Source organism: Pseudoalteromonas sp. KG3 (assembly GCF_030436385.1).
GTDB lineage: Bacteria > Pseudomonadota > Gammaproteobacteria > Enterobacterales > Alteromonadaceae > Pseudoalteromonas > Pseudoalteromonas prydzensis.
This window is the reverse complement of sequence record NZ_CP098523.1, coordinates 3,116,433-3,139,744: the sequence shown is the minus strand read 5'-3', so window position 1 is coordinate 3,139,744 and position 23,312 is coordinate 3,116,433. Positions and strand designations below refer to the sequence as shown.

The following is a 23,312-nucleotide window of genomic DNA, read 5'->3' as shown; positions in this document are numbered from 1 at the left end:
CTATTCCTTATTTGCTAATTCAATGAAAAATGGGATGCTCAACCAAGCTGTCATAGATTCTAAATGTTGTAATTCAACATCTGAGTAAGCTCTTTCTTCTGCTAGTAGGTTAACAGTGCCGATCACTTGCGAATTGAACACTACTGGCCAATTAATTACAGCTCCAAGCCCAAGATCTGCAATGAGTTGATGATCGAAAAAAACCTTTGCTAATTCGCTGTGTTCATTAGCAATAAAAGGCTTCATTTGTTCAATCACATGCTTTGTCCACGCGTTATCCTCTATGTCTTTAAAGCCACCAATTGCATAACTTTCACTATTCGAGCTATATAATCTTTTCGCTTTACGTTGACTCATATCTATCACGGTAATTGTTAAGAGCTTGACCTTAAAATGCCTTTTTATTTCTCCTTCTAAAGCTTCAAACAGCTCTTGCATGTTTCCAAGATGGAAAGCTTCGCGTAACTCTTTTTCAAAAATAGTCATAGTCACTCCATATTCCAACGCAGCTCTATACCGTACGTTCGATTAGCAGCAGGATACGCAAAACCGCCTAATACCCACTCGGCATTATATTTAGTATCAAAAAGGTTTTTAGCCCATAAGTTGACGTTCCACTTTCCATCGTCACTATTGAAACCAAGGCGTAAATTGGCTAAATCGACATTACCTCGAGCACTTGAGTTACCGGTATCCCAATATTGCTCTCCTATTCTATTAACATCGAAAGTAACCATATTTTGCCAACCACTAATCCATTCAGCAGTATATTGAAGGCCGAGGTTTATGGTGTATTCAGGAACATAAGGGGCTTCATTGCCGACATCTGAAGGATTTAGAGAAAAGCTCTCTATTTCACTATCTGTAACGCCAACGCTACCATAGAAATCCAAGCTCTCGCCGATGGTCGTTTTAAAATCAAACTCACCGCCAATTAGCTTAACTTCATCTACATTAGTTAAAACTTGCGCCCCTAAAGAGCCAACAAACAAAAAGTAATGCTGATTATCAATGGTAGTATTGAATATTGAAGCGCTAAATCTTGTTGATTGTTTTGGAAATAATGCTTTCAAACCCGCTTCATAGTTTGTGGTTTCTTCCGCTTTATATAAATCACTTACACCATCGACTCCGATCAAGCTTGCTTGTTCACCCACACCATTTTGGTTGAACCCTCCACTTCTAAAACCTTGTGAATATGTGGCGTAAAGTGAGTAGTTATCTATTCCTGTATAGGTATAAGAAATTTTTGGCTGAAACTTTTTAAATTCAGCATCTCGAATTTGTCCAGAGTTAGCATCAAACTCCACAGGAGAGCGGTTAATTTGCGAACGTTTATCCATGTCATAGCGACCAGCAATGGATAAGTCATTGTCTTCGTCAAAGCGATAGTTAAATTGTACGAATGCGGCATAAGCTTTATTGTCATTATCATCAGCATTGAATGTTAATGTTGGGCTTATAGAATCTGGGCCTAAAGGCTCCGTTTTAATAACAGGTAGCCCAAGACCTAAATCTAGCCCCGTTGTTGTCGATAAATAGCGTTCAGTTTGCAGGTGATAAACGCCTGCTATCCAACGTAAATCCTCATCGTCATTCGAAGAAAAACGAAGTTCATAACTAGTAGAGTTAACATCTAAATATTGTGTCTGAGTACCATCAAGATTATTTTCACCAAAAGGTGAATTTGCTGAATTGGCACGACTAAAAGGAAATTGTTCTCCTCCTAAAATTTCTTCGAGTGAATCGCTTGCAGTGATAAAAGACACGGTTAGATCTTCTAGCTGCCAGTCTAGCTTTAAAGCAAGTGATTGAATATCTCGCTCGTTATAACCTAAGTTATTCGATTCAATTTGAACACTGGTATCATCTGCATCATTAATTCCAAACAACGGCTGATACACATAGTTAACAGCCCCCCCTTCAGTCTTACCTTGTGCTAGTCGAAGGTCTGCAGTAAAAGAATCTGAAATATTCCAAATAAACCGTCCTCGCAGATTTGTATCTTCCTGAAAGTCAACTTTTTCATCCAAATAAACGTTATCGATCAAGCCATCAAAGTCTTTTTTGGAAGCAGTCAATCTATAGAGAAAATCGTCAGACAGTGAGCCACTAATAGCGCCAGTTATTGACTTTAAGCCACCATTGCCAATATCAGTTTCTATGTACCCCATTGTTTCTTCTGTAGGCATCCTAGTGGTAATATTTATTGCACCACCAATTGCATTTCGACCATACAAAGCCCCCTGAGGACCTTTAAGGATCTCAATTTGAGCAATATCAAATAGCTCTTGGTTGAATTGATTTGGACTAATTTGAAGTACACCATCAACAGAAACAGCGATTGGTGACTCGCCATTTCTAACTTGAGAAAGCCCCCTAATAGTAATAAAGCTAGTTCCCGCATTTTGTGTTTCACTAATACTCATATTAGGAGTCATGGCAATAAAATCACTGGCTCGCTCTATCCCCATATCTTCTATTTCTTGTTCAGAAAATGCGGTAATAGCAATAGGAACATTTTGAATGCTTTCTGTTCTATGACGAGAAGTAACCTGAATGACATCCATTTCACTGGTAGCTGAATCATTACCTTTAGCCTCTGCTGCGAGTAATGTCGAAGGCACAATGGCAGACGCAACTGCACATGCACACAAAGAGTGTTTTATAGTTTTAATATTGATTGGCATATCAAGCCCCTGTTGTTGGTTAACCATCCTCCTACTATCTATTTTTTTCATTTTAGAATTTAGTATGGAGATGTACGGTTCATGCTAATCAGGAGAGCGGGTTCTAACAATACAGCTAACGGGTAGAAAATATTTATTGAGATAAATGCCTACCCACATAGGTAGGTGTTAACAAGTCGTAAATGCTATTCTTTTGATGTATATTTTAAGCTACCTTGATAAAATAAGTAATTGGACTATTTAATTGTAATGCTGAAAAATATGATAGTTTTCAAACATAAGTTTAGGCACCCAATACAAAGGGTTACGCTAACAAATAGAACCTACTTGTTAGAAAAGTTAAAAGACAATATTACAAGTCCACTAATTACAATTGTCAGCCCCGCGGGGTTTGGCAAATCCACTTTAATGTCTCTACTTTTCAATCAAGTGCAAAATTCTGAGCAAAATAAAGCGGTATGGATTTCCTTAGATTCGGCGGATAATGAAGCTAATCAATTTCTCAGTTTAATTTGTCAGGCATTAGTGACTATAGGGGTTGCTGACGATACGCTAATTACAAGAGCTAACAACAGTTCGGCAAATGCGGATCAAAGAGAGCTTACAGAGGCTATCTTGAGGTTAATTGAAAATAGCCCACAGCAAATCTATATATTTTTTGATGACTTTCATTTTATCTCTAATAAAACGATTTCATCATTTTTAGACCGCTTACTGTTATGTAATCTTGAAAATCTGCATTTGGTCATTTCAAGTAGAATACAACCGAACATCGACACTAACTATTTATACTCGCAGGGGCTGCATTTTTATTTAGATGCTGAAAAGTTAAGGTTTTCCTTAGCAGAAACAAATGACCTGCTTGAAGAGTTACTTTCAAAAGAGCAAATAAAGTTACTTTACGAGCAAACTGATGGGTGGCCTGTCGCGATTCAATTTTCTAGATTATGGTATATTCAAAACCCTAACACGACGCCAACAAAAACACTCTCAAACAACCTAGATACTCTTTCTAATTATTTACGCGAACAAGTATTTCAGAAATTTGACGAGGAAACACAAAACTTTTTATTGAAAACGTCTTTCCTAGATAGTTTTAGTATTGAGTTAGCTAATTTTGTTTGTGAAATTAATAATGGTTTCGAAATAATCTCGACTTTAACACCTTATGAGTCACTAATTTTTTCGCTTGATAGTGAAGGTTTATCGGTAAGGTATCAGCAACTTTTTTCTGATTTTTTACAGCAGACCTTTACCTCTATCCACGGACAAATAGCAGTGCGTCAACTTCGCCATCGTGCAGCACAATGGTTTGCCCAGGAAAAATACCTTAGCGACAGTATTTGCCAATACGTTCGGGCGAATGATAAAAGTTCAGCTATTGATCTTATAAAACAGGGCGGAGGTTGGGAGTTAATTCTAACTAAAGGTATTGGCTTTGTAGAATCTGTTTTAAGCCATTTCAACGAAGCTGATTTTATCAATTTTGAATCTCTTGGCCTACTAAGATGCTATTTTTTCCTTAAAATGGGAAAAGTACTTGCTGCTAAAGAGCAGTTGTTAATTACTCAACAAATGCATAAAGAGCAAAGCCTGACAATACAAAGCAATCAGAAAATTAATCGAGATCTACTTATTGTTGGGCTTCTCGTAGAAGTATATTTAGATAACATTACTGAAAATGGTATTTTTCAAAAATTAGCAGATGCTTTGTTAACTTTAGATAACTATGATCACCTTGGCCGAGGCATTATTCTAGCTATAGAGGCACTGGTATTAAATCAAACTTCAAACTTTGCTGAAGCTGAAAAAAAATCAATAATATGTATTAGAGAAATGAGACTAGCAAATTGCTGGATTGGTGTGAATTATATTACTTTACACTATGGACAAAGTTTAGCGTATAGAGGTTCACTCAGCCAAGCTCATGAATTATTCAATAATGCCAATGAGTTAGCAGAAAAACATCTTGGGTTAGATAATGGTTTGCAATCAATGGCAACCTGCTTAACTGCTGAAATAGAGTATCAACTAGGTAATGTTGAATTAGCTCACACCATGTTAAAAAAAGGAATATCGGCGTTGTTTCAAAGAGACTGCTGGTATGATATTTACGCCGTAGTCTTTAAATTAGCTGTAAACCTGTCTATTTCACATAAAGATTTACCAGCAAGCTTAAGCTATATAGAACAAGGAAAAAGCATAGCATCGGATAGGAAGTTGGATCGTCTTCAAGTGCTTTTGGATGTGTTAGCTTTAAAGGTTGCTTATTCTTTTTCACAAGATCACAGATTCGAAAAAATACATAAAAGGCTCCTTACGAACGAAATGTGGGCTGCGTCAAATTTAATATGGGGTGCTAAGGAAGAATACCATTATCTGATGGCACTTTATTTTCTTCGTAAGAATAACTCAAGGAAAGTGCAGCTGCATACTTGTGAGTTATTAAGCCTATGTGAAAATAGCGATCAAAAAATCTATATAATTAAAGCAAAGCTGATATCTGCACTGTCCCTCTACTCACTAGGTGAATATGAACCTGCCTTCAAACTAGCAACAGCGGCAATACAAGCGGCTTCAAAGCTGCATTCAAAACAACTTTTCTATGATTTACCCGACGGTATAGAATCCCTTCTATCAAAACTCAAATCTCAAAATGCAGCCCCTTTGAATGCTAAATCCGCAGCATTAGTTGAAGAATTACTTAATGAGATCAAAACAACCACTGAAACTGGTTTATCACAATTAGGGTTATCTCATAGAGAGCAGCAATTAATCCCATTACTTATGAAAAGTAAGAGTAATAAGGAAATAAGTTCAGAGCTTGGGATATCTGAAAACACAGTAAAATTTCATTTGAAAAACCTGTTTGTAAAAATAAATGTGAAAAGCAGGAATGAAGCTACGATTTTCTTTTTAACTTCTAATATTAAAGGTTAAGAGTGGCCAAAACGAGAAATCCACAATAGTAAAAAAGCTGAAAGCGGCAAACCTATCCTTATCGATTAGCCGCTCGTAGAATCAGTCAATCACGCCATACAATGACGTGCTAAATACAATGTAACGGCTCGTTTACCTAGCACGTTGACGATTACCACCCACTCTTGGCTTAGTATTGGCCTTTTTAAACTGGCTAAAACCGGTATGACGACTCAGTGCTGGACGCCCGCCCTTGCCTGCTTTAAGTGATTTTTCGTCACGCGTTTCCTCTGGCACTAAGCAGTTTGGCCCTTTACCAATCAACTTGGCTTTCCCCATATTGCGCAGTGCTTCACGGATCATCGGCCAACCTGCAGGATCGTGATAACGCAATATCGCTTTATGTAGACGACGTTGGCGTGCGCCTTTTGGTACCGGTACTTGCTCAGTATTATTTTTAATATTACGCAGCGAGTTCATCCCTGTGTGATAAATCGTGGTGGCATTGGCCATCGGTGATGGATAAAAATTTTGTACTTGATCAAGTTTAAAATCGTTCGACTTTAACCACAACGCCATATTTACCATGTCTTCGTCTTTAGTACCTGGATGCGCCGAGATAAAGTACGGGATCAAATATTGCTTTTTACCTGCTTCTTTTGAGTACTTATCAAATAACTCTTTAAATTGGTCGTACGCGCCCATGCCTGGTTTCATCATTTTCGATAATGGCCCGTCTTCGGTATGCTCAGGCGCAATCTTTAAATAACCACCAACATGGTGGGTTACTAATTCTTTAACGTAACGAGGATCTTGTACCGCTAAATCATAACGTACGCCTGAGGCTATCAGGATTTTTTTCACCCCTTTTACTTCACGCGCCTTTTTATACAGCTCGATTGTTGGCGTATGGTCGGTGTCCATGTGTTTACAAATATCTGGATATACACACGATAAACGACGGCAGGTACTCTCTGCTTTTTTGCTCTTACAACGCAGTTTATACATGTTTGCAGTTGGCCCACCAAGGTCTGAAATAACCCCAGTAAAACCAGGTACTTTATCGCGAATTTGTTCGATTTCTTCAATTATCGATTCTTGCGAACGACTTTGAATGATCCGTCCTTCATGCTCAGTGATAGAGCAGAAAGAACAACCACCAAAACAACCACGCATGATATTAACTGACGTTTTGATCATATCGTATGCGGGGATCTTCGCATCGCCATAGCTTGGGTGTGGAATACGCTGATACGGCAGGCCAAATACGGCATCCATTTCATGGGTTTCAAGCGGATAAGCAGGTGGGTTCACCCAAATAGAACGGTCACCATGGCGTTGGAACAATGCACGCGCACAACCTGGGTTAGTTTCTTGGTGTAAAATACGCGATGCATGAGCATACAATGGTTTATTTACACTGACTTGCTCAAACGCAGGGAGCTTGACGTAGGTTTTTTCCCATGGCTTTGGGCGTGCTGGCTGAATTGTAATCGGTTTTGCCGCTTCGGCTTGTAAATCAATACCCGCTTTTTTAAATTCGCTTTTGCCACAACCTACGTCATCGGCACCGTACGGATTAGGAATTGGGTCGATCTTGCCAATTTTATCAATGGCTGTTGAGTCACTACCACGCCAGCCAGGCAGGGGTTCCTTGCGGATAACCGCGGTACCACGGATATCCTGAATGGTATCCATAGTTTCACCAGCAGCGATACGGTGCGCAACTTCCACCAGTGGGCGTTCAGCATTACCGTAAATAAGAATGTCAGCTTTAGCATCAAATAAAATACTACGGCGTACTTTTTCTTGCCAGTAATCATAATGGGCAATACGACGAAGGCTGGCTTCAATGCCACCAATAATGATTGGCACACCTTTATAGGCTTCGCGACATTTTTGTGAGTAAATCATCACGGCACGATCTGGGCGTTTACCGCCGATGTTACCTGGGGTATAGGCATCATCATGGCGCATTCGTTTTTCAGCCGTATAACGGTTGATCATCGAGTCCATATTACCAGCGGTCACACCAAAAAATAAATTAGGTTTACCAAGTGCCATAAAGGCATCTTTGGACTGCCAATCAGGCTGCGCGATAATACCAACTCGAAAGCCTTGCGCTTCGAGAACACGCCCTATTACCGCCATACCAAAACTAGGGTGGTCAACATACGCATCGCCACTAATTATGATTATATCGCAGCTATCCCAGCCAAGTGCATCCATTTCTTCGCGTGTAGTTGGTAAAAATGGTGCGGTGCCGTAACACTCAGCCCAATATTTAGGGTATGAGAATAACGCTCGCTTGGCTTTAAGTGCGCTCATAAAAAGTAACCAATTGCTTTAAAAAAGGTCGCAAAGTATACCCGAATAAATGAATAAGCGATATTAGCTATTTACGCTTGCACTGAGTATATTGCAACAATAGTGCTATTTTTTACTTTCAATATACTGAATAAGCTCAACTTCTGGCATTGGTTTAGCGTACATAAAACCTTGCACTTCATCGCAACCTAATTGTTTCAGGAAATCGGCTTGAGCTTGTGTTTCAACCCCTTCTGCAATAGTTTTTAGGCCAAGCTTAGCACCCAACGCAACCACTAACGCAGCAATTGCGCCGTTGTCGTGATCGGGAAGATCTTTAATAAATGCGCGGTCGATTTTCAATCTATCTAATGGTAACTTTTGCAAGTAACTGAGTGATGAAAAGCCTGTGCAAAAGTCATCAATAGCCACTTCAATACCAAACGCTTTTAGCTCATTTAAGGTATCAATCACCATGCTCAGCTCATCCATAACCACACTTTCGGTAACTTCTAACTCAATATTTTGTGGTTTGACTTGGTATTTTAATAACGTCTCTTTGACTTGTTGGGCGTAGCCTTTCACTTTAAATTGCGGCACCGACACATTCACTGCAATACGGATCTCAACACCTTGCGCTGCTAAGCGCTTTTGCTGTTGGCAGGCCTGCTCTAACACCCACTGACCAATAGCAACAATTAACCCGGCATCTTCAGCTAGGGGCACAAAAATCGCGGGGGAAATATAATTACCATTCCCCGACGGCCAACGCAGTAACGCTTCACAACCCACAATTGATAAATCATCAAACTTCAACTGCGGTTGATACCACACTTCTAATTTATTGTTTTCAAAATCTTGGCGAAGTTGACGGATGATCCCTAATCGCCAAGCCATTTGCTCTTCCATATCAGGTGTGTAATAAACAGCATTACCTAACTGACCTTTTTTCGACTGATTAAGTGCGATATAAGCAAGTTTAAGCGTTTCGATACCACTGGTTTGAAAGTCTTGCTGCTCACACAAACCAATTTTAAAATTAACCGGTAACAAATGCTCAGCAGCACTAAAAGGGAGATTTAAATTTTCATGTAATTCATTTAAATCAAATTCGCTACGTGCAATTAAAAAACCAAATACATCGGCGCCAATGCGTGACAGTAATTTAGCCTGTGGATATTCTTGTTTCAGCCGCTCAACAATTGCAATAAGTAAGTAATTACCTACTTCCTGCCCCAAACCATTATTGATATCTGAAAAATGGGTGACATCAATTAAAACGAATACGTATTCATTACAATTTAAACGGTGGTATTTTTCAACCTGCTCAATAAAATCGGTTCTATTCGCAAGCCCAGTTAGCACATCTTTATAGGCGGCATCTCTGAGCTTATTAAACAACCTAACATTATCTAGCCCCACACTGACATTCGTTAAGAATATTTCAGCAAATTGCAGTTGGGTTAAACTTGATGGGCTAATATACTCTAAGTAAATAGCGGCTTGGCGATTTTTACTTTTTAATAAGAAAGTGGTGTCGTGTTCGGTGTGTTGATGCTCGCCAAATTCAAAACAATTCTGCACCTGTAGAATAATACGTCCATCATATAACTGCTCAACACCTTGGCCAATAAAAGCACTAAACTCAGCACATCCACCAAGCACTCGAACCAGGTTACTGTCATCTAAACTGCCACACACCACACCTCGGGGTACACAATCTAAAATCACCGACAGTTGCTTAATCACTGCCATAGTAAAGGCTTTAATATCAGTAAAGCCTAAAATAGCTTTTGATGCTAATAAGATATTATTTAACGCTTTGCTTTGGAACTCAAGCTGACAAACTTGCTCATAGGAGCGAATTGCAGTGACCAGTGATGTCACCAACTTACTGCGAGTAAGTTCTGTTTTAGTTTTATAATCATTAATATCGTATTCGCGAATAACTTTTTCTTCAGGGGCATAACCTGGTTGGCCAGTACGTAAAATGATACGCACATTATGGTTTTGCAACGTATCACGTACTTCTTTAACTACTTTTAAACCAGCATCATCAGATTCCATGACGACATCTAGCAGCAAAACCGACACATTATGAGTATTAGTTAATACTTCGATAGCCTCAACGCCAGAGTAAGCATGATGAAAACGCAGTGTTTACCCCAAAATTCAACGCCTGATAAGGCAAGTTCGGTTACGGTGTGGATTTCTGGCTCGTCATCAACGATTAAAATATCCCAATAACCTGCTGGCACAATGTCCTCGTTCAGCTCTTCCTCATGATTGAAAAACAAAAAATCATTGTGTTCTGACGTCATTCCAAATCCTTTAAATTCTTATATTTTGCGCCATCATTTAATATTGAGACAATTCAACTATTGACTAATAAGTTATCACTATTTAGCTTATGATACAGTATTAATGTTGATAATTAATGAAAGGTTGATTGACTGATTATAGTCGATATTCAACGTCTCGTTGTACAACCGTGGAATTTATCATTTAAGGAATAGCCATTAAGATTTTACCTAGAGTTACTAAGTTTATTTTTCTTATTACTTTGATTCTTTTAGTAATTGGCTTGCTATTGCCGCAGCAATACCAAATTCAAAAAAGCATTACAATACATGCTCCGCAATCAAATATAACTCCCTTGCTCAGTGATTTTACCAAGTGGCCTAGCTGGTCACCTTGGCAAAAAGTAGATCCAAGTATTGTTTTCACCCTTGGAGAGCCAAGCGCAGGCGTTGGTGCCCATCAGTTTTGGCAAAGTAGCTGGGGGTTTGGTGAAATGACAATTACTAATATAAGTGGCGCTAAAATTAATTTTAATATTTTATTTAATGAAGAGCATATTGTTACCGGCGAAGTGTCTTTTTCCCCACAGGCGAGCGGCAGCTTAGTAACATGTACATTATTCGGCGAAGTTACCACACCAATCTTAGGGGGCTATTTAGCGCTATTTAGTCAATATATCTTACAAAACACCCTAAGACTTGGGCTTAATAACTTAAAAACAGCAGCACAACTACAAACAATACCTCAGAGCGAGAAAGTTGATGACGATTCAAACAGCCCAAGCAAAAATTAATCTCGCTCATATTATTGAAACTAAGCTTGGTTACTCGATGAGTAAAACCAGCTCAACTCGCCTTACCAGTGCTAGTGACGATAGCTATGGCCCACAAGGACAAAGTAAATTACCTTATCAAGTAAATAGTAATCACTCTACGCTCGCCAGGGCGCAACATCGCCAGCAATTACTTTTAGTAAAACAGCAGCAAAATATTGAAGCGATAATGGCTATGGCAATGGACTTTTGCCCTGATGTAACCAGTAATGGCCAACCCGACAGTGACTGGGTTGAGCGCTTTATTGCGCTGTGTGAAGATACTTCCAATGAATCAATGCAAAAACTGTGGGCAAAAATTTTAGCCGGAGAAACCGTATCCCCAGGCACGTTTTCAATTAAAAGCCTTCAAACACTTAAACAAATGACCCAACGCGAAGCCGATGCGCTGCAAAAGTGCACCGCCCTGTGTGGCTATAATGAAAAAGATCACAGTCATCTAATTCTATTAGGATTTTATAAAAAACCGTCGTTATTTGATTTGCTTCGTAAAGGCAATAAAGTGTCGTTTAATTTAGGCAAGGCAGGGATCAGCTTCCCAGATATTTTGACCTTGATGGATATTGGCCTTATCTACCGTAAAGAGATTGAATCTGCGGCGCTTAAAGCTGGCCAAGAAATAAACCTAACATTTTTAACTCAACGAGTAGCACTTAAGCCAAAGAGTAACGATTTAGTACTGAGTTATTATAAGTTTACGCAAACGGGTGATGAATTACGAAAATTAATCAACACGCCTATAAATAAGGTCTATAAGCAATTATTAAACAGTGCGCTTGAGGAAGAGTTTGAAGTAACGTGGCACGCAATTAAATAACGGTGCCACGCAAAACAGCAAACAAATTAGAAGTGAATTTGTACGCCTGCAAATGGACCCGATGCATCAATATCAGTGTACAAATCATCAATATCATCAAGTTCAAGTGTCATTTGACGGTAGCCCGCTTTGATATCTAAATCAATTGCTAAGTTATCAAGTAAAGCCCATGCAATACCCGCTTGGTAGTCTTGCACTTTGCTATCATCAATCGCTAATAAGCTGCCTTCAAAAAATACGCTTAAACCCGTTAACGGTAAGCCCACTTCAGCGCGGCCATAAACTAGCGGCACAAGGCCTGAAAAATCAACTGTCTCTGTCGTTGCTAAGCCATTTGAAGTACCACTTACGATAATATCGCCATCAAACTGCTTTGCATTAACCCCTAAATCGATAGACACTAAGTCATTATCGAAAATTTCATAGTAAAGAATATAATCAACATGAGATAAGTCAGTGATCGTAGTTGCAGGCGTATTGGTAGTAAACGTTGTATCACCAAATACAAAGCTTTCATCTAACAAGGTTGAGCCATTTAGTTCAAGCTCGGTGTACTTTAATTTAATATTTGGTACAAGAGGAATTGGATGCTCAAGGGCCGCGTAGTAGCTAGTAAAAGTTTCATCTTCAAAATTAAAATTTTGCATTTCGCCTCGATCAGCAAAACTACCTGAGTTATCAGATTGCCAGCCATCAACACCAATATATAAGCCTAATAAAGTGTCAGCGTGTGCCGCTGGGGCTAAACATGCCATCGAAAGGGCGGCAGCTAAACAGTACTTTTTCATGTTTTATCCTTGCGCTAAAAGTTCGCTAAGTTCAATAAGAGCCGCGTTGGCTCTTGAGATATAATTTGCCATTACTAATGAATGATTCGCAACAAAACCAAAGCCATTACCATTTAGAATAATTGGGCTCCATACAGTTTCTTGCGTGGCCTCAAGCTCACGTATAATTTGCTGTAAGCTTACTCGCGCATTCTTTTTCTCTAATACATCTGCAAAATCATATTCTACCGCTTGCAAAAAATGTAATAAAGCCCAAGTTGCACCACGTGATTCATAAAAAACATCATCAATTTCCCACCAAGAGGTTTTCACTTGGTTTTGTAATGGTGCATAGGTGGCTTGGTGCGCTTCCTTATCACCAGCTAAACCTGTATTTAAACGCTCTTGACCAACACTGGCACTTAAGCGCTGACTTAAACTACCTAAGCGTTTTTCAGCTTCTTTTAACCACCCACGTAAATTATCAGCCCGTGCATAAAACTGACTCTCGCGGTCGTTTTGATCGGCTATTTGCGTACGGTAAACAATTAAATAATCGATACCTTTTTGATATTCACTTTCTGCACTAGGCCACGCCCATGCTTCTGAGCTGATATTAAATTGCGGTTGCGCCTTTTTTAACGCTTCGTGTTCAGTTGACTGTGACTGTGACTGTGAACGGCTAAAATCTTTACGCATTGATAGCGCCAAATCGCGGGTCATTTCAAGTGCACCATATTCCCATGCAGGCATATTGTCCATCAACACGCTTGGCGGCATCATATCGTTAGATAAATAACCTCCGGGTTTATTTAATAAGGTAGTCGCAACGTTGATTAATGCTGACGTGGTTGTATAACCGGTAACGAATTTTTCTCCGCGAATTTGTGCATCCTGTTTCGCTTGATTGATCACATTTACGCGGCTAGGTTCAACGCTCCAATAAACAGATATGGCATAAAAAATAACAAAGACTAATAGTAGCCCTGTAATAATCTTCCCTTTATGTTGTGACATTTAACCTCCTAGTGATGTGTATGATGCTGCTGAGATTGTGGTGTTTCTGCTATTTGGCTTTCTAATGAAACCACCGAAGCTTGAGTAAACACCCGATCGCCATTGCTAAAATATAGCGTGAGTTTAAGTTCTTGCCCTATTTTTAATGGCTCTTTTGGCTCAAATACCATTAAGTGATAACCACCTGGCTTAAAATCGAGTTGTTGATGAGCCTTGATCTGTAGCGTATCTACTTTTTGCATTTTCATCATGCCATTAACATGCTGATGTTCATGGATCTCAACACGCCCTAAGCTCTCAACCGTTACCTTGGTTAGTTCGATAGCTGTGTCACCATGGTTTACCAGTGTTAAATAACCAGCGCTGGATTTACTCCCCGGTAAAAAGTCTCTTATTTGAGCATTGTTAACAACAATTTCGTTAACCGTATCATGTTGGTGATCTGCATGAGCTAATAACGCAGAAGAATAAAGACCCATAGCTAAAATAGCAGGCGTGAGCATAGTAAGTAATGACTTAAACGACATTTCGATCCTTGTTATATTTAATCACTTTAAATGCTAAATTTAGCATATTTGCGAAAAAATAGTCAGCTAAATTAATATCGAAGGTAATTTCAGTGGCTCAAATTAAGCCACTTTATGATTATCAGTAACAAGCCAGCATAAGCAAACGATCAGTAATAATGGCCAAGCAATCATTAAAGAGCCAAAAAGCAAGGCTAACATCACACCAACCCCAACAATAAGACCCGCTCCAAGCACGCCAACGCTGACCAGTGCTATTACCGCTATAACCACGATCACCGCCACTAATGCACCAAATAACTCAATGCCAACCCAACTTAGGTCTGCAATCCATAGAGGTAATTGCCATGAATCAAATCGCACCACCTCAAATGGATTAAATGCTATGCACAACACTACCAATAAGCAAAACGCAATAATTTTCATGGCTCTTCCCTAGTACGCTTTATTGTCTAAACAACAATGAGCAATTAAGTAACCTGCACCGATAAAGACAGGAAACTGGATAAAAAGTACAATCGTTGCAAGCCTAGTCGCCCAGATAGGAAAATCGAACCGGCGCGCTAAGCCACTACATACACCCGATATTTTTTTATTTAACGGATCTTTACCCCAACGAGTATGGTTATACGTGTTCATTGTCATTACTCCTAGGCGGTCTGTTTCAATTTAGCTTTAAGCTCTGCAAGCTCATTCTCTAACGCTTCATCTTTTACTAATGCGTCTATTTGCTCTGCAGTTGAATGCTGCTTCGCTGTTACATCATAAGCCTCAACCTGCGCTTCTATTGATTCCACGCGTCGCTCAATGACATCAAAGCGAGAAAGTGCGTGCGCGACTTTATCGCTATTCAATTGTTGATTAACACGCACCCGTGCATTCAATACATGGTGAACCTGCGCTAGGCTTTGCTGCTTAGCTTTAGCCGCAGTTAGTTTGTCTTGTAAACGCTGCGCGTCATCACGTAACTTAGCTAATGAATCGGTTAATTTAACCAGCTCTGGTTCAATCGCCGCTAATTCTGTTGCAACACGTTGTTTTTCTTTAAGTGCTGCTGTGGCTAAATCATCTCGCCCTTTGCTCACTGCTATCTCAGCTTTTGCTTGCCATTGTGCTATCGAGGTTTTTTTATCCGCTTGCTGGCGCTGTAACGCTTTTTCTTCGCAAAGAATAGTCGCCGCAGTCGTGCGGCACTCATCCAATGCTTGCTGCATTTCGTGGATTAATAAGTTAAGTAATTTTTCTGGATCTTCCGCTTTATCTAAAACAGCAACTAGGTTTGATTGAATTAGATCATTAACGCGATTAATTAAGCCCATGGTTTTCTCCTGTTGATTATGGGTGATTACAACAAAGAGATTCCAAGACTTGTGCCAAGTAATGAAAATAATAAATTAAATGATAAAAAACAAAAGAATAGGATTTAAAAGTAGAAATAAAACTGACTTTGACATGAATGTAATTAAGTTAATTTGACTAAAAAAATGATTTTTTAACCACTATTTAGGATCAAAAAAAGCCACTAAAAAGTGGCTTTTTTAGCTAACTTGTTTATCTACTCAGGCACAAAACTAAGCGCTTTATCCATCACTGATAAATCAGCCTGTTTGCCATGGCCGTTTTCAGAAAGGTGACGTCTGTAACCTCGAGCGCCGGGTTGACCTTGAAAAATACCTAACATATGTCGTGCAATATGCCAAAAATTAGCACCTTGGCGCATTTCATCTTCAATGTAATCATACATAGCGCGCACCACATCATGACGAGAAAGTGTAAATGGGCTGTCCCCATAAATTTTTTCGTCAACTTCGCTTAAAATAAACGGATTACTGTAAGCTTCTCGACCTATCATTACACCATCGATATGAGCTAAATGCGCAAGACTATCTGCAATCGTTTTAACGCCACCATTTAAGCTCAGATCAAGTTGCGGGTAATCTTTTTTTAATTGATAAACTCTTGGGTAATCAAGTGGTGGCACTTCGCGGTTTTCTTTCGGACTTAAACCACTGAGCCAAGCTTTACGGGCATGAATAATAAAATCGTCGCAACCAACCTTATGAGTGGCCTCAATTAGAGCACATAAAAACTCATAAGAATCTTGTTCGTCTATACCAATACGCGTTTTAACCGTAACGGGGATATTAACTTGCGCTTTCATCGCTGCAACACATTCAGCAACCAATTGCGGTTCAGCCATTAAACAGGCACCGAAGCGACCATTTTGCACCCGATCTGATGGGCAACCAACATTTAGGTTTACTTCGTCGTAGCCACGCTCTTCGGCAAGTTTTGCACACTGTGCCAACGCTTGCGGATCAGAGCCACCTAATTGTAAGGCAACAGGATTTTCATGGTGGTTAAAATGCAGGTAATCACCGCGACCAAATAGAATCGCTCCAGTGGTCACCATTTCGGTATAAAGCACCGCATGCTTAGTCATTTTACGATGAAAAGTACGGCAATGGCGATCTGTCCAATCAAGCATGGGGGCCACAGAAAAACGTCTATTCAAAGTAAAATCCTCAGGTTAATTAGTCACAGGTGGTAGCGACGTAAAAGCGCTGCATTTTACACAAATAGCTAGGCTGCTTCAATGATAAGCATTGAGCCACTTACAAGCCCAAAGCAACAGCTGTAAATGGCTCAATTAAGATTTATTATCTAACCTCAGGTTATTTAACTAAGTAATCATAATTAACACCGCTCACTTCAACAACGGTTACTGCAAGTTCGGTGTAATTTTTAATTTTAGGGTTTACCAGTTTAGCTCCGACAGCTATTTTCGCAATTTTATTGGTTTTGTCTAACTCCACAACCTGCAATGATGCGGACGTAGCAAAGTCTGCTGACTGAGTATAATACTCTGAACCAACGCTTGCACTAACAGCTAGATTTGGCTCACTGTTTGAAGTTGATTGCAGCAAGGTCCCTTTTTTCAAATCACTTTTTAACATTGTAAAACTAAACTTGGGGGTATTCTTCTCTCCAACAAAAATAGTTACTGCGCTTTGTCCATTTAACTCAAAACCATGCTCTGTAACTTCCACCACCCTTACCGCATCTCTATCGTAGTCTGGTTCTAAACAGCCTACGGTCCCAAACAGGATCAACGTAGATAAAACAATACTTTTAAGCTTCATTTCCATTCCTTAAATTAAAAAACCTATAGAGTAAAACTAGATAACACTTAACGATATTTCAAAGTCTAAATATGATAAATATCAGCTATATCAGTCAAGCAATAACAGCTAAGCCAACGTTAAACAAACTGTTGAAATACGCTTTCCAACCATACCTTGCACCTCCAAGAATATGTCATTCAGTGCAACCTCACTGCCAATCTTTAAATCATTATTAACCTTATTTCTAATTACCTCATCTAAAGTTAAATGGCGATCATGCGCTAAATCAAGACCATAAGAGTCTAATATATCACCAACTTTAGTATAGCCCTTTAGATAAAGTGGCTTACTAAAAGTTTCTTTTAATATAATTCCAGTTGCTGGTGAGAAAATCCAATCAACAAAAACTCTGAGCTCGGGACGTAACACAATAAATACATGATCATGTGTGTCTATGCTTGTTGAACCTCTTGGTGCAATAACTTTAGTACCACGTGTGATCATAGCTACAACTGAGTTATCGGGTAACGCGATATCAGACAAACATCGGCCAACTACTTTTGAATTTTCTCCTACTGTATACTGAACGATTTCTGCATCAACATCCCCCAATGCAGTAATTTCTAAAGTTGCAGCAGGCTCTCCTACCTCTTCCTCAATCAAACCCAATTTTCTAGCGACTCGAGCTAAAGTTGAACCTTGAACTATCGCCGACAATAGCACCACGAAAAAAACAACATCAAAAATCAATGCAGCGTTCGGTAAACCGAAAAGTAAAGGGAATATTGCCAAAATAATTGGTACGGACCCTCTTAGGCCAACCCAAGAAACCAAAGCAATCTCACGCCCTTTAAAGCCAAAAATAGCCAAAATAGGTATGACTGCAAGGGGGCGAGCGACAAAAACTAAAATAGAGGCAATCAGCAAACCTTCAAACCAAACACCTAATAATGAGCTTGGCGTAACAAGTAAACCTAACATTACGAACATAGTAATTTGACTCAACCAAGCCAAACCGTCGTGAAACAACAGTGTACTTTTTTTAAAGACAAATTGGCTATTACCTATAATGACACCCGTTATAAAAATGGCTAAAAACCCACTTCCACCTATATTTGCCGCGATACCGAATGCGAGCAAACCACAAGCCACGACCATTACAGGATAAAGCCCTGAAGCACCTAAATGTACTTTATTAATCAGTTTAACCGCACTCCAACCGACAGTTAATCCAACTAAACTACCCAGACCCATTTGCATCACCAATAGCTGCAATAAACCAACACCAATTTGTAAGTCATTAACAATGATCTCTAATAATCCAATTGTTAAGAATATAGCCATTGGATCATTTGAAGCGCTTTCAATTTCAAGTGTTGCCGCCAAACGTTTATTTAAATGAATCCCTGCATTTCGTAATAATGCGAAAACCGCAGCCGCATCTGTAGAGCCAACAATAGCCCCCAATAATAGGCCTTCGTAAACGGATAACTTCAAAATATAAACTGCAGCAAAACCAGTTATGGTAGCTGTAACAAGTACACCAACAGTCGCGAGCATAGCTGCTGGCTTCCAGACTTGTTTGATCGATTTAACTGAGGTTTGCAGACCACCATCAAACAAGATCATCGCTAATGCAAGAGTACCTAAAGTATGGGCAGCTTCGGCATTATCAAAGGTAATACCAATACCATCTTCGCCTGCAAGCATTCCTATTAATAAAAATAAAACCAGAACTGGCAAACCTAAACGGGCTGACAATTTACTCGATAAAATACCCAATAAAATTAATACGGCAGCTAAAAGAATTAGCTCATCAATAAAAAACATTCAACTCACTCCCAGAAGACTAGCGCTAAATAGCTGTCATATTAATAAAACTCAAAAATTAATCACTTTGCATTACTATTGATTAAAAGTACCATCCTGATAGTGTTCTATTACTGATACCAAAAAAACCACAAAAAGAAAATAAACACGCCCAATAATTCATGCATCAACAAGGTCCCTAGAAAAATACTGCTAGCGAATAAAAACACTGCAACTACAATACAGTATGTTAGTATATCACGGGTAGCGTAAGGATAAGAAAAGATGAATATAGAATCACTCGTTAGTAAAGCCAAGCAAGTGTGTGACAATCGCGGTGCGCGATTTACACCAATCCGTGAAAAAGTATTTCGCCTATTAGCAAGTGCTCAAGGAGGAGTGGGTGCTTATGATTTATTAGAGCAACTAAAACTGACAGAATCAGGAGCAAAACCAGCCACCATTTATCGTGCCTTGGACTTTCTAGCCGAACTTGGTTTTATCCACAAAATTGAAAGCACTAACGCATTTATGCTGTGCCATCATTTTGATCATATTCATCCTGTGCAACTTTTAATATGCGACAGTTGTGGTTTTGTCAAAGAACTACATTCAAGTGTCATTTCGCATGAGCTTAATAGTCTTGCCGCTGAAAGTGGGTTTATTGTATCTGGACAGACTATTGAAGCCCACGGTAAATGTGGACAGTGTAAAGAATAATTAAGTGCAGAGCTAAAATTAGTCACTACACTTTAAAGTATAACCGCAGTAAAACTGCTAAATTCGAGGGATAAACAGCAATGAATGTAGAGTTCATCAATCCTTTTTTATCATCTTTGTTGAATGTGCTCAGCACAATGGCGCAAACCGAGCTAAAACCGGGGAAGCCAAAAATTAAAAAAGATGAAGTTGCCTGTGGCGACGTTTCTGGATTAATAGGCATGGTAGGACCACAAACTAAAGGCTCATTCTCAATCACATTTGATGAGAGCCTAGCACTGACTATAATGGAGAGAATGCTTGGTGAACGCCCGGATTCAATCAATGAAGAAGTAACTGATATGGTTGGTGAAATTACCAACATGGTTACTGGCGGTGCAAAAAATCTACTCGGCGAAAAAGGCTATGACTTTGATATGGCAACCCCGATAGTTGTCTCTGGTCACGGTCATACCATTACCCATAAGAGCGAAGGGGCAAAAATATTGATCCCATTCACCTCTGATGCAGGTAATGCCAATATCGAAGTTAGTTTCGATAAAATATGAGCTGGTTGCAAAAAACCATTCAATTAAAGCCTCGTCCTAGAGGCTTTCATATTATTGATAATGAAATAATCAGCCAACTACCCGAGCTAGCCCATTATCAAATCGGCTTATTACACCTCTTTATTCAACACACTTCAGCAAGCTTAACCATCAATGAAAATGCCGACCCAACGGTTAGAATGGATATGGAAAGTCACTTCAATAAATTTGTTCCAGAATGTCAGCCTTATTATCGCCATGATTACGAAGGCGATGATGATATGCCTGCGCACATAAAGTCCAGCACCTTAGGATGTGAACTCACCATTCCAATCAGCCAAGGGCATCTGCAGCTTGGTACATGGCAAGGTATCTATTTAGGCGAGCATCGAGATCATGGTGGGGCAAGACGTATTGTCGCAACACTGCAAGGGCAAGTTTAAAAAGCTATCAGGAAACACTCTAAATCAGCTTTTTAAATAAATGAAGTCGTTTATATTGAAGGGCTAAATATTTAAGTCGATTGGTAATGTATTTAAAAGGTTGAAGCTGTAGCTTGAACTGCTATGACTTAGTTCGACCTTGGGATGTTTTTTTGATGTTTGATGAAGATTGGAGCGGCACACGAGGCTCGAACTCGTGACCTCGACCTTGGCAAGGTCGCGCTCTACCAACTGAGCTAGTGCCGCATTATATTTTTACTTTAAACTTACTGCAATTTCTTTGGTGAGAAATTGGAGCGGCACACGAGGCTCGAACTCGTGACCTCGACCTTGGCAAGGTCGCGCTCTACCAACTGAGCTAGTGCCGCATTATAACTTCTAGGTTCTAGGTTCTAGGTTCTAGGTTCTAGGTTCTAGGTTCTAGGTTCTAGGTTCTAGGTTCTAGGTTCTAGGTTCTAGGTTCTATCAACTTTGAACTTTATTCTTGAAACTTGCTGCAATTTCTTTGGTGAGAAATTGGAGCGGCACACGAGGCTCGAACTCGTGACCTCGACCTTGGCAAGGTCGCGCTCTACCAACTGAGCTAGTGCCGCATATCTAGGTTCTAGGTTCTAGGTTCTAGGTTCTAGGTTCTATCAATATTAAACCTCGTCCCTTTAACCTTTCTTCTTGAATCTTTAACCTGCACTCAAACACACTAACCCCGCGGGGGTTATCGTCTTAAGCGGGGCAGGATTCTACAATAATCCGATGTGTTTGCAAGTGTTTTTTACAAATTAAAGAATTTTTCTTGGTAGACTTTTAATTCCATGATCGAATCTTTGATATCGTCCAAAGCAAGGTGTGAGCCTTTTTTATTCACTTGCGCTAACACTTCTGGTTTCCAGCGTCGTGCAAGTTCTTTAATGGTGCTGACATCTAAATTGCGATAATGGAAGTAATCTTCCAGCTCACGCATGTATTTATTCATAAAGCGTCTATCTTGGCCAATTGAATTACCACACATAGGTGAAGCGCCCGCAGGAACCCACAGCTTTAAAAATGCCAAGGTTTGCTCTACAGCATCTTGCTCTGTGAATGTGCTTGCTTTACAGCGGGCTGTTAACCCAGATTGACCATGCTGAGTCGTGCACCATTCATCCATGCCATCAAGTAATTCATCACTTTGATGAATAGCAATTGTAGGCCCTTCAGCCAAGATGTTTAACTCACTGTCGGTGACAACAGTCGCAATTTCGAGTATTTTATCTGTGGCTGGTTCAAGACCTGTCATTTCAAGGTCGAGCCAGATAAGATTTGATTTATGAAAAGACATAATTACCTAAGCGGTACTTTCCTTTAGATCCAACGCATTTAGTTATATCATATTAGTATCATCAGTCGACCTAAAGCTTTTTTTTCAAAAAGCACGACATTTAGCTAAGTTATGGGCCAAAAGTGGCAAAACAGAAGAAATTAAGTAAAGGCCAATCCCGCCGGATCAAGGCCAATCACCAAAAGCGCTTGTCTAACGCTGATACTGCCGCAACTAAAGGTACATCAGCGCAATGGCAAACTGACAATTTAGGCGCCGCTGAAAATGCGGTGGTGATCAGTCGATTTGGTCAACATGCTGACATAGAAACCGATAACGGTGATGTATTACGTTGTAATATTCGCCGTACCGTCAAAGGTATTGTTTGTGGTGACGAAGTACAATTTCGTCGCGCTAAAGTCAGTGAAGGTGATTTAGCAGGTGTAATTGAAGCGATGCACGATCGTCGCTCGCAGTTAACACGTCCTGATTTTTACGATGGTGTAAAAGTCATAGCAGCCAACATAGATCAAATTCTAATGGTGTCAGCAGTACTACCAGAGTTTACTCCTAGTATTATCGACCGTTATTTAATTGCCTGTGAAGACATGGGCATAGAGCCTATTTTAGTACTTAATAAAATAGACTTGATTGACGAACAAGGCTTAGCAGGCATTAACCAAGTGCTCGATATTTACCGTAAGCTTGATTATCAGGTTTTATTAGTAAGTAATAAAAGCGGTTACGGCATTGACGCGCTAAAAGAAACGTTAGTTGATAAGAACAGTATTTTTGTTGGTCAAAGTGGTGTGGGTAAATCAACCTTAGTTAACACTGTTTTACCTGATGCCGAAATACTCACTAAGGAGGTCTCTGAAAATAGTGGCCTTGGCCAACACACAACAACCGTGTCACGACTTCATCACCTCCCTTCTGGCGGTAATTTAATTGACTCACCAGGTATTCGTGAGTTTGGTTTATGGCACTTAGATGTTGAACGCGTTACTTGGTGCTTTAAAGAATTTCGTGAGTTTATCGGTGGCTGTCGTTTTCGAGACTGCAAGCATTTAAACGATCCAGGTTGTATAATTCGCCAAGCGGTTGATGAAGGTGATATTTCGCAGCTACGGTTTGATAGTTACCACAGAATTTTAGAAACAATGGCCGATGGCCGTGCCGGAGCTCGTGCTCCGCGCGTATAAATTAGGAAGAAGTCA

Annotated in this window: 20 protein-coding genes, 3 tRNA genes and 1 pseudogene; 7 read left to right on the top strand and 17 right to left on the bottom strand. The window is 39.7% G+C overall.

Features of this window, described 5'->3' with window-relative positions:
* Complete coding sequence (locus NDQ71_RS14835; protein ID WP_301561777.1) at positions 1-486, bottom strand: GAF domain-containing protein; 486 nt, start codon at positions 484-486, stop codon at positions 1-3.
* A gap of 2 nt (positions 487-488) precedes the next feature.
* A complete protein-coding gene (locus NDQ71_RS14830) occupies positions 489-2,717 on the bottom strand; it encodes a TonB-dependent receptor (protein WP_301561776.1) in 2,229 nt (742 codons plus the stop codon).
* Between the two features lie 300 nt (positions 2,718-3,017).
* Between NDQ71_RS14830 and NDQ71_RS14825 the strand changes: the two genes are divergently transcribed.
* Positions 3,018-5,630 (top strand): LuxR C-terminal-related transcriptional regulator, encoded by a 2,613-nt coding sequence (locus tag NDQ71_RS14825; protein WP_301561775.1) that lies wholly within the window; start codon positions 3,018-3,020, stop codon positions 5,628-5,630.
* 132 nt (positions 5,631-5,762) lie between these two features.
* On the opposite strand, the gene NDQ71_RS14820 is transcribed toward NDQ71_RS14825, so the two are convergent.
* Both NDQ71_RS14820 and NDQ71_RS14815 read right to left on the bottom strand, forming a co-directional pair.
* On the bottom strand, positions 5,763-7,937 hold the full coding sequence (locus NDQ71_RS14820; protein WP_301561774.1) for a YgiQ family radical SAM protein: 2,175 nt from the start codon (positions 7,935-7,937) through the stop codon (positions 5,763-5,765).
* Positions 7,938-8,042: 105 nt separating this feature from the next.
* Positions 8,043-10,237, bottom strand: a pseudogene (locus NDQ71_RS14815) (EAL domain-containing protein).
* A 191-nt stretch (positions 10,238-10,428) separates the two neighbouring features.
* Between NDQ71_RS14815 and NDQ71_RS14810 the strand changes: the two are divergent.
* Both NDQ71_RS14810 and NDQ71_RS14805 read left to right on the top strand, forming a co-directional pair.
* Positions 10,429-11,010 (top strand): SRPBCC family protein, encoded by a 582-nt coding sequence (locus NDQ71_RS14810; RefSeq protein WP_301562673.1) that lies wholly within the window; start codon positions 10,429-10,431, stop codon positions 11,008-11,010.
* Positions 10,979-11,866 (top strand): TIGR03899 family protein, encoded by an 888-nt coding sequence (locus tag NDQ71_RS14805; protein WP_301561773.1) that lies wholly within the window; start codon positions 10,979-10,981, stop codon positions 11,864-11,866. The genes NDQ71_RS14810 and NDQ71_RS14805 overlap by 32 nt, the downstream gene beginning before the upstream one ends.
* A 26-nt stretch (positions 11,867-11,892) precedes the next feature.
* Here the strand turns inward: NDQ71_RS14805 and NDQ71_RS14800 are convergent, their stop codons facing one another.
* The 9 genes from NDQ71_RS14800 to NDQ71_RS14760 all read right to left on the bottom strand — a co-directional run bounded on the left by NDQ71_RS14800 (position 11,893) and on the right by NDQ71_RS14760 (position 19,132).
* On the bottom strand, positions 11,893-12,654 hold the full coding sequence (locus NDQ71_RS14800) for a TIGR04219 family outer membrane beta-barrel protein (RefSeq protein WP_064665397.1): 762 nt from the start codon (positions 12,652-12,654) through the stop codon (positions 11,893-11,895).
* Positions 12,655-12,657: 3 nt separating this feature from the next.
* Positions 12,658-13,650: a DUF2333 family protein gene (locus NDQ71_RS14795; protein ID WP_301561772.1), complete on the bottom strand. Its 993-nt coding sequence runs from the start codon at positions 13,648-13,650 to the stop codon at positions 12,658-12,660.
* Positions 13,651-13,658: 8 nt separating this feature from the next.
* Positions 13,659-14,177: a copper chaperone PCu(A)C gene (locus tag NDQ71_RS14790; RefSeq protein WP_301561771.1), complete on the bottom strand. Its 519-nt coding sequence runs from the start codon at positions 14,175-14,177 to the stop codon at positions 13,659-13,661.
* A gap of 102 nt (positions 14,178-14,279) precedes the next feature.
* Positions 14,280-14,603 carry a hypothetical protein gene (locus tag NDQ71_RS14785; RefSeq protein WP_064665394.1) on the bottom strand — a complete coding sequence of 108 codons (324 nt, stop codon included), beginning with the start codon at positions 14,601-14,603 and terminating at the stop codon, positions 14,280-14,282.
* Between the two features lie 9 nt (positions 14,604-14,612).
* Positions 14,613-14,816, bottom strand: a complete 204-nt coding sequence (locus tag NDQ71_RS14780; protein ID WP_064665393.1) for a PspC domain-containing protein — start codon at positions 14,814-14,816, stop codon at positions 14,613-14,615.
* Between the two features lie 11 nt (positions 14,817-14,827).
* Positions 14,828-15,496: a PspA/IM30 family protein gene (locus tag NDQ71_RS14775; protein ID WP_064665392.1), complete on the bottom strand. Its 669-nt coding sequence runs from the start codon at positions 15,494-15,496 to the stop codon at positions 14,828-14,830.
* A 236-nt stretch (positions 15,497-15,732) separates the two neighbouring features.
* A complete protein-coding gene (gene dusA / locus NDQ71_RS14770) occupies positions 15,733-16,665 on the bottom strand; it encodes a tRNA dihydrouridine(20/20a) synthase DusA (protein ID WP_263973437.1) in 933 nt (310 codons plus the stop codon).
* Between the two features lie 187 nt (positions 16,666-16,852).
* Positions 16,853-17,320: a hypothetical protein gene (locus NDQ71_RS14765; protein WP_064665390.1), complete on the bottom strand. Its 468-nt coding sequence runs from the start codon at positions 17,318-17,320 to the stop codon at positions 16,853-16,855.
* 108 nt (positions 17,321-17,428) lie between these two features.
* Positions 17,429-19,132 carry a potassium/proton antiporter gene (locus tag NDQ71_RS14760; RefSeq protein WP_301561770.1) on the bottom strand — a complete coding sequence of 568 codons (1,704 nt, stop codon included), beginning with the start codon at positions 19,130-19,132 and terminating at the stop codon, positions 17,429-17,431.
* A 264-nt stretch (positions 19,133-19,396) separates the two neighbouring features.
* Here NDQ71_RS14760 and NDQ71_RS14755 point away from each other — a divergent pair, with 264 nt between their 5' ends.
* The 3 genes from NDQ71_RS14755 (at position 19,397) to NDQ71_RS14745 (ending at position 20,801) form a co-directional block, all read left to right on the top strand.
* Positions 19,397-19,831 carry a transcriptional repressor gene (locus NDQ71_RS14755; RefSeq protein WP_064665388.1) on the top strand — a complete coding sequence of 145 codons (435 nt, stop codon included), beginning with the start codon at positions 19,397-19,399 and terminating at the stop codon, positions 19,829-19,831.
* An 80-nt stretch (positions 19,832-19,911) separates the two neighbouring features.
* Positions 19,912-20,379, top strand: a complete 468-nt coding sequence (locus tag NDQ71_RS14750; RefSeq protein ID WP_064665387.1) for a chemotaxis protein CheX — start codon at positions 19,912-19,914, stop codon at positions 20,377-20,379.
* Positions 20,376-20,801, top strand: coding sequence for a secondary thiamine-phosphate synthase enzyme YjbQ (locus tag NDQ71_RS14745; protein ID WP_192542373.1), 426 nt, complete (start codon positions 20,376-20,378; stop codon positions 20,799-20,801). Before NDQ71_RS14750 ends, NDQ71_RS14745 begins: the two co-directional genes overlap by 4 nt.
* 170 nt (positions 20,802-20,971) lie before the next feature.
* Here the strand turns inward: NDQ71_RS14745 and NDQ71_RS14740 are convergent.
* The 4 genes from NDQ71_RS14740 to orn all read right to left on the bottom strand — a co-directional run bounded on the left by NDQ71_RS14740 (position 20,972) and on the right by orn (position 22,116).
* Positions 20,972-21,047: transfer RNA gene (locus tag NDQ71_RS14740), tRNA-Gly, on the bottom strand.
* Between the two features lie 46 nt (positions 21,048-21,093).
* Positions 21,094-21,169, bottom strand: a tRNA-Gly gene (locus NDQ71_RS14735).
* A gap of 149 nt (positions 21,170-21,318) precedes the next feature.
* Positions 21,319-21,394 (bottom strand) — tRNA-Gly (locus tag NDQ71_RS14730).
* A 176-nt stretch (positions 21,395-21,570) separates the two neighbouring features.
* Entirely contained in the window at positions 21,571-22,116 is a 546-nt protein-coding gene (gene orn / locus NDQ71_RS14725) for an oligoribonuclease (protein WP_301561769.1), read from the bottom strand.
* A 122-nt stretch (positions 22,117-22,238) separates the two neighbouring features.
* Between orn and rsgA the strand changes: the two genes are divergently transcribed.
* On the top strand, positions 22,239-23,297 hold the full coding sequence (rsgA, locus tag NDQ71_RS14720) for a small ribosomal subunit biogenesis GTPase RsgA (RefSeq protein ID WP_192543120.1): 1,059 nt from the start codon (positions 22,239-22,241) through the stop codon (positions 23,295-23,297).
* The last annotated feature ends 15 nt before the right edge of the window (positions 23,298-23,312 follow it).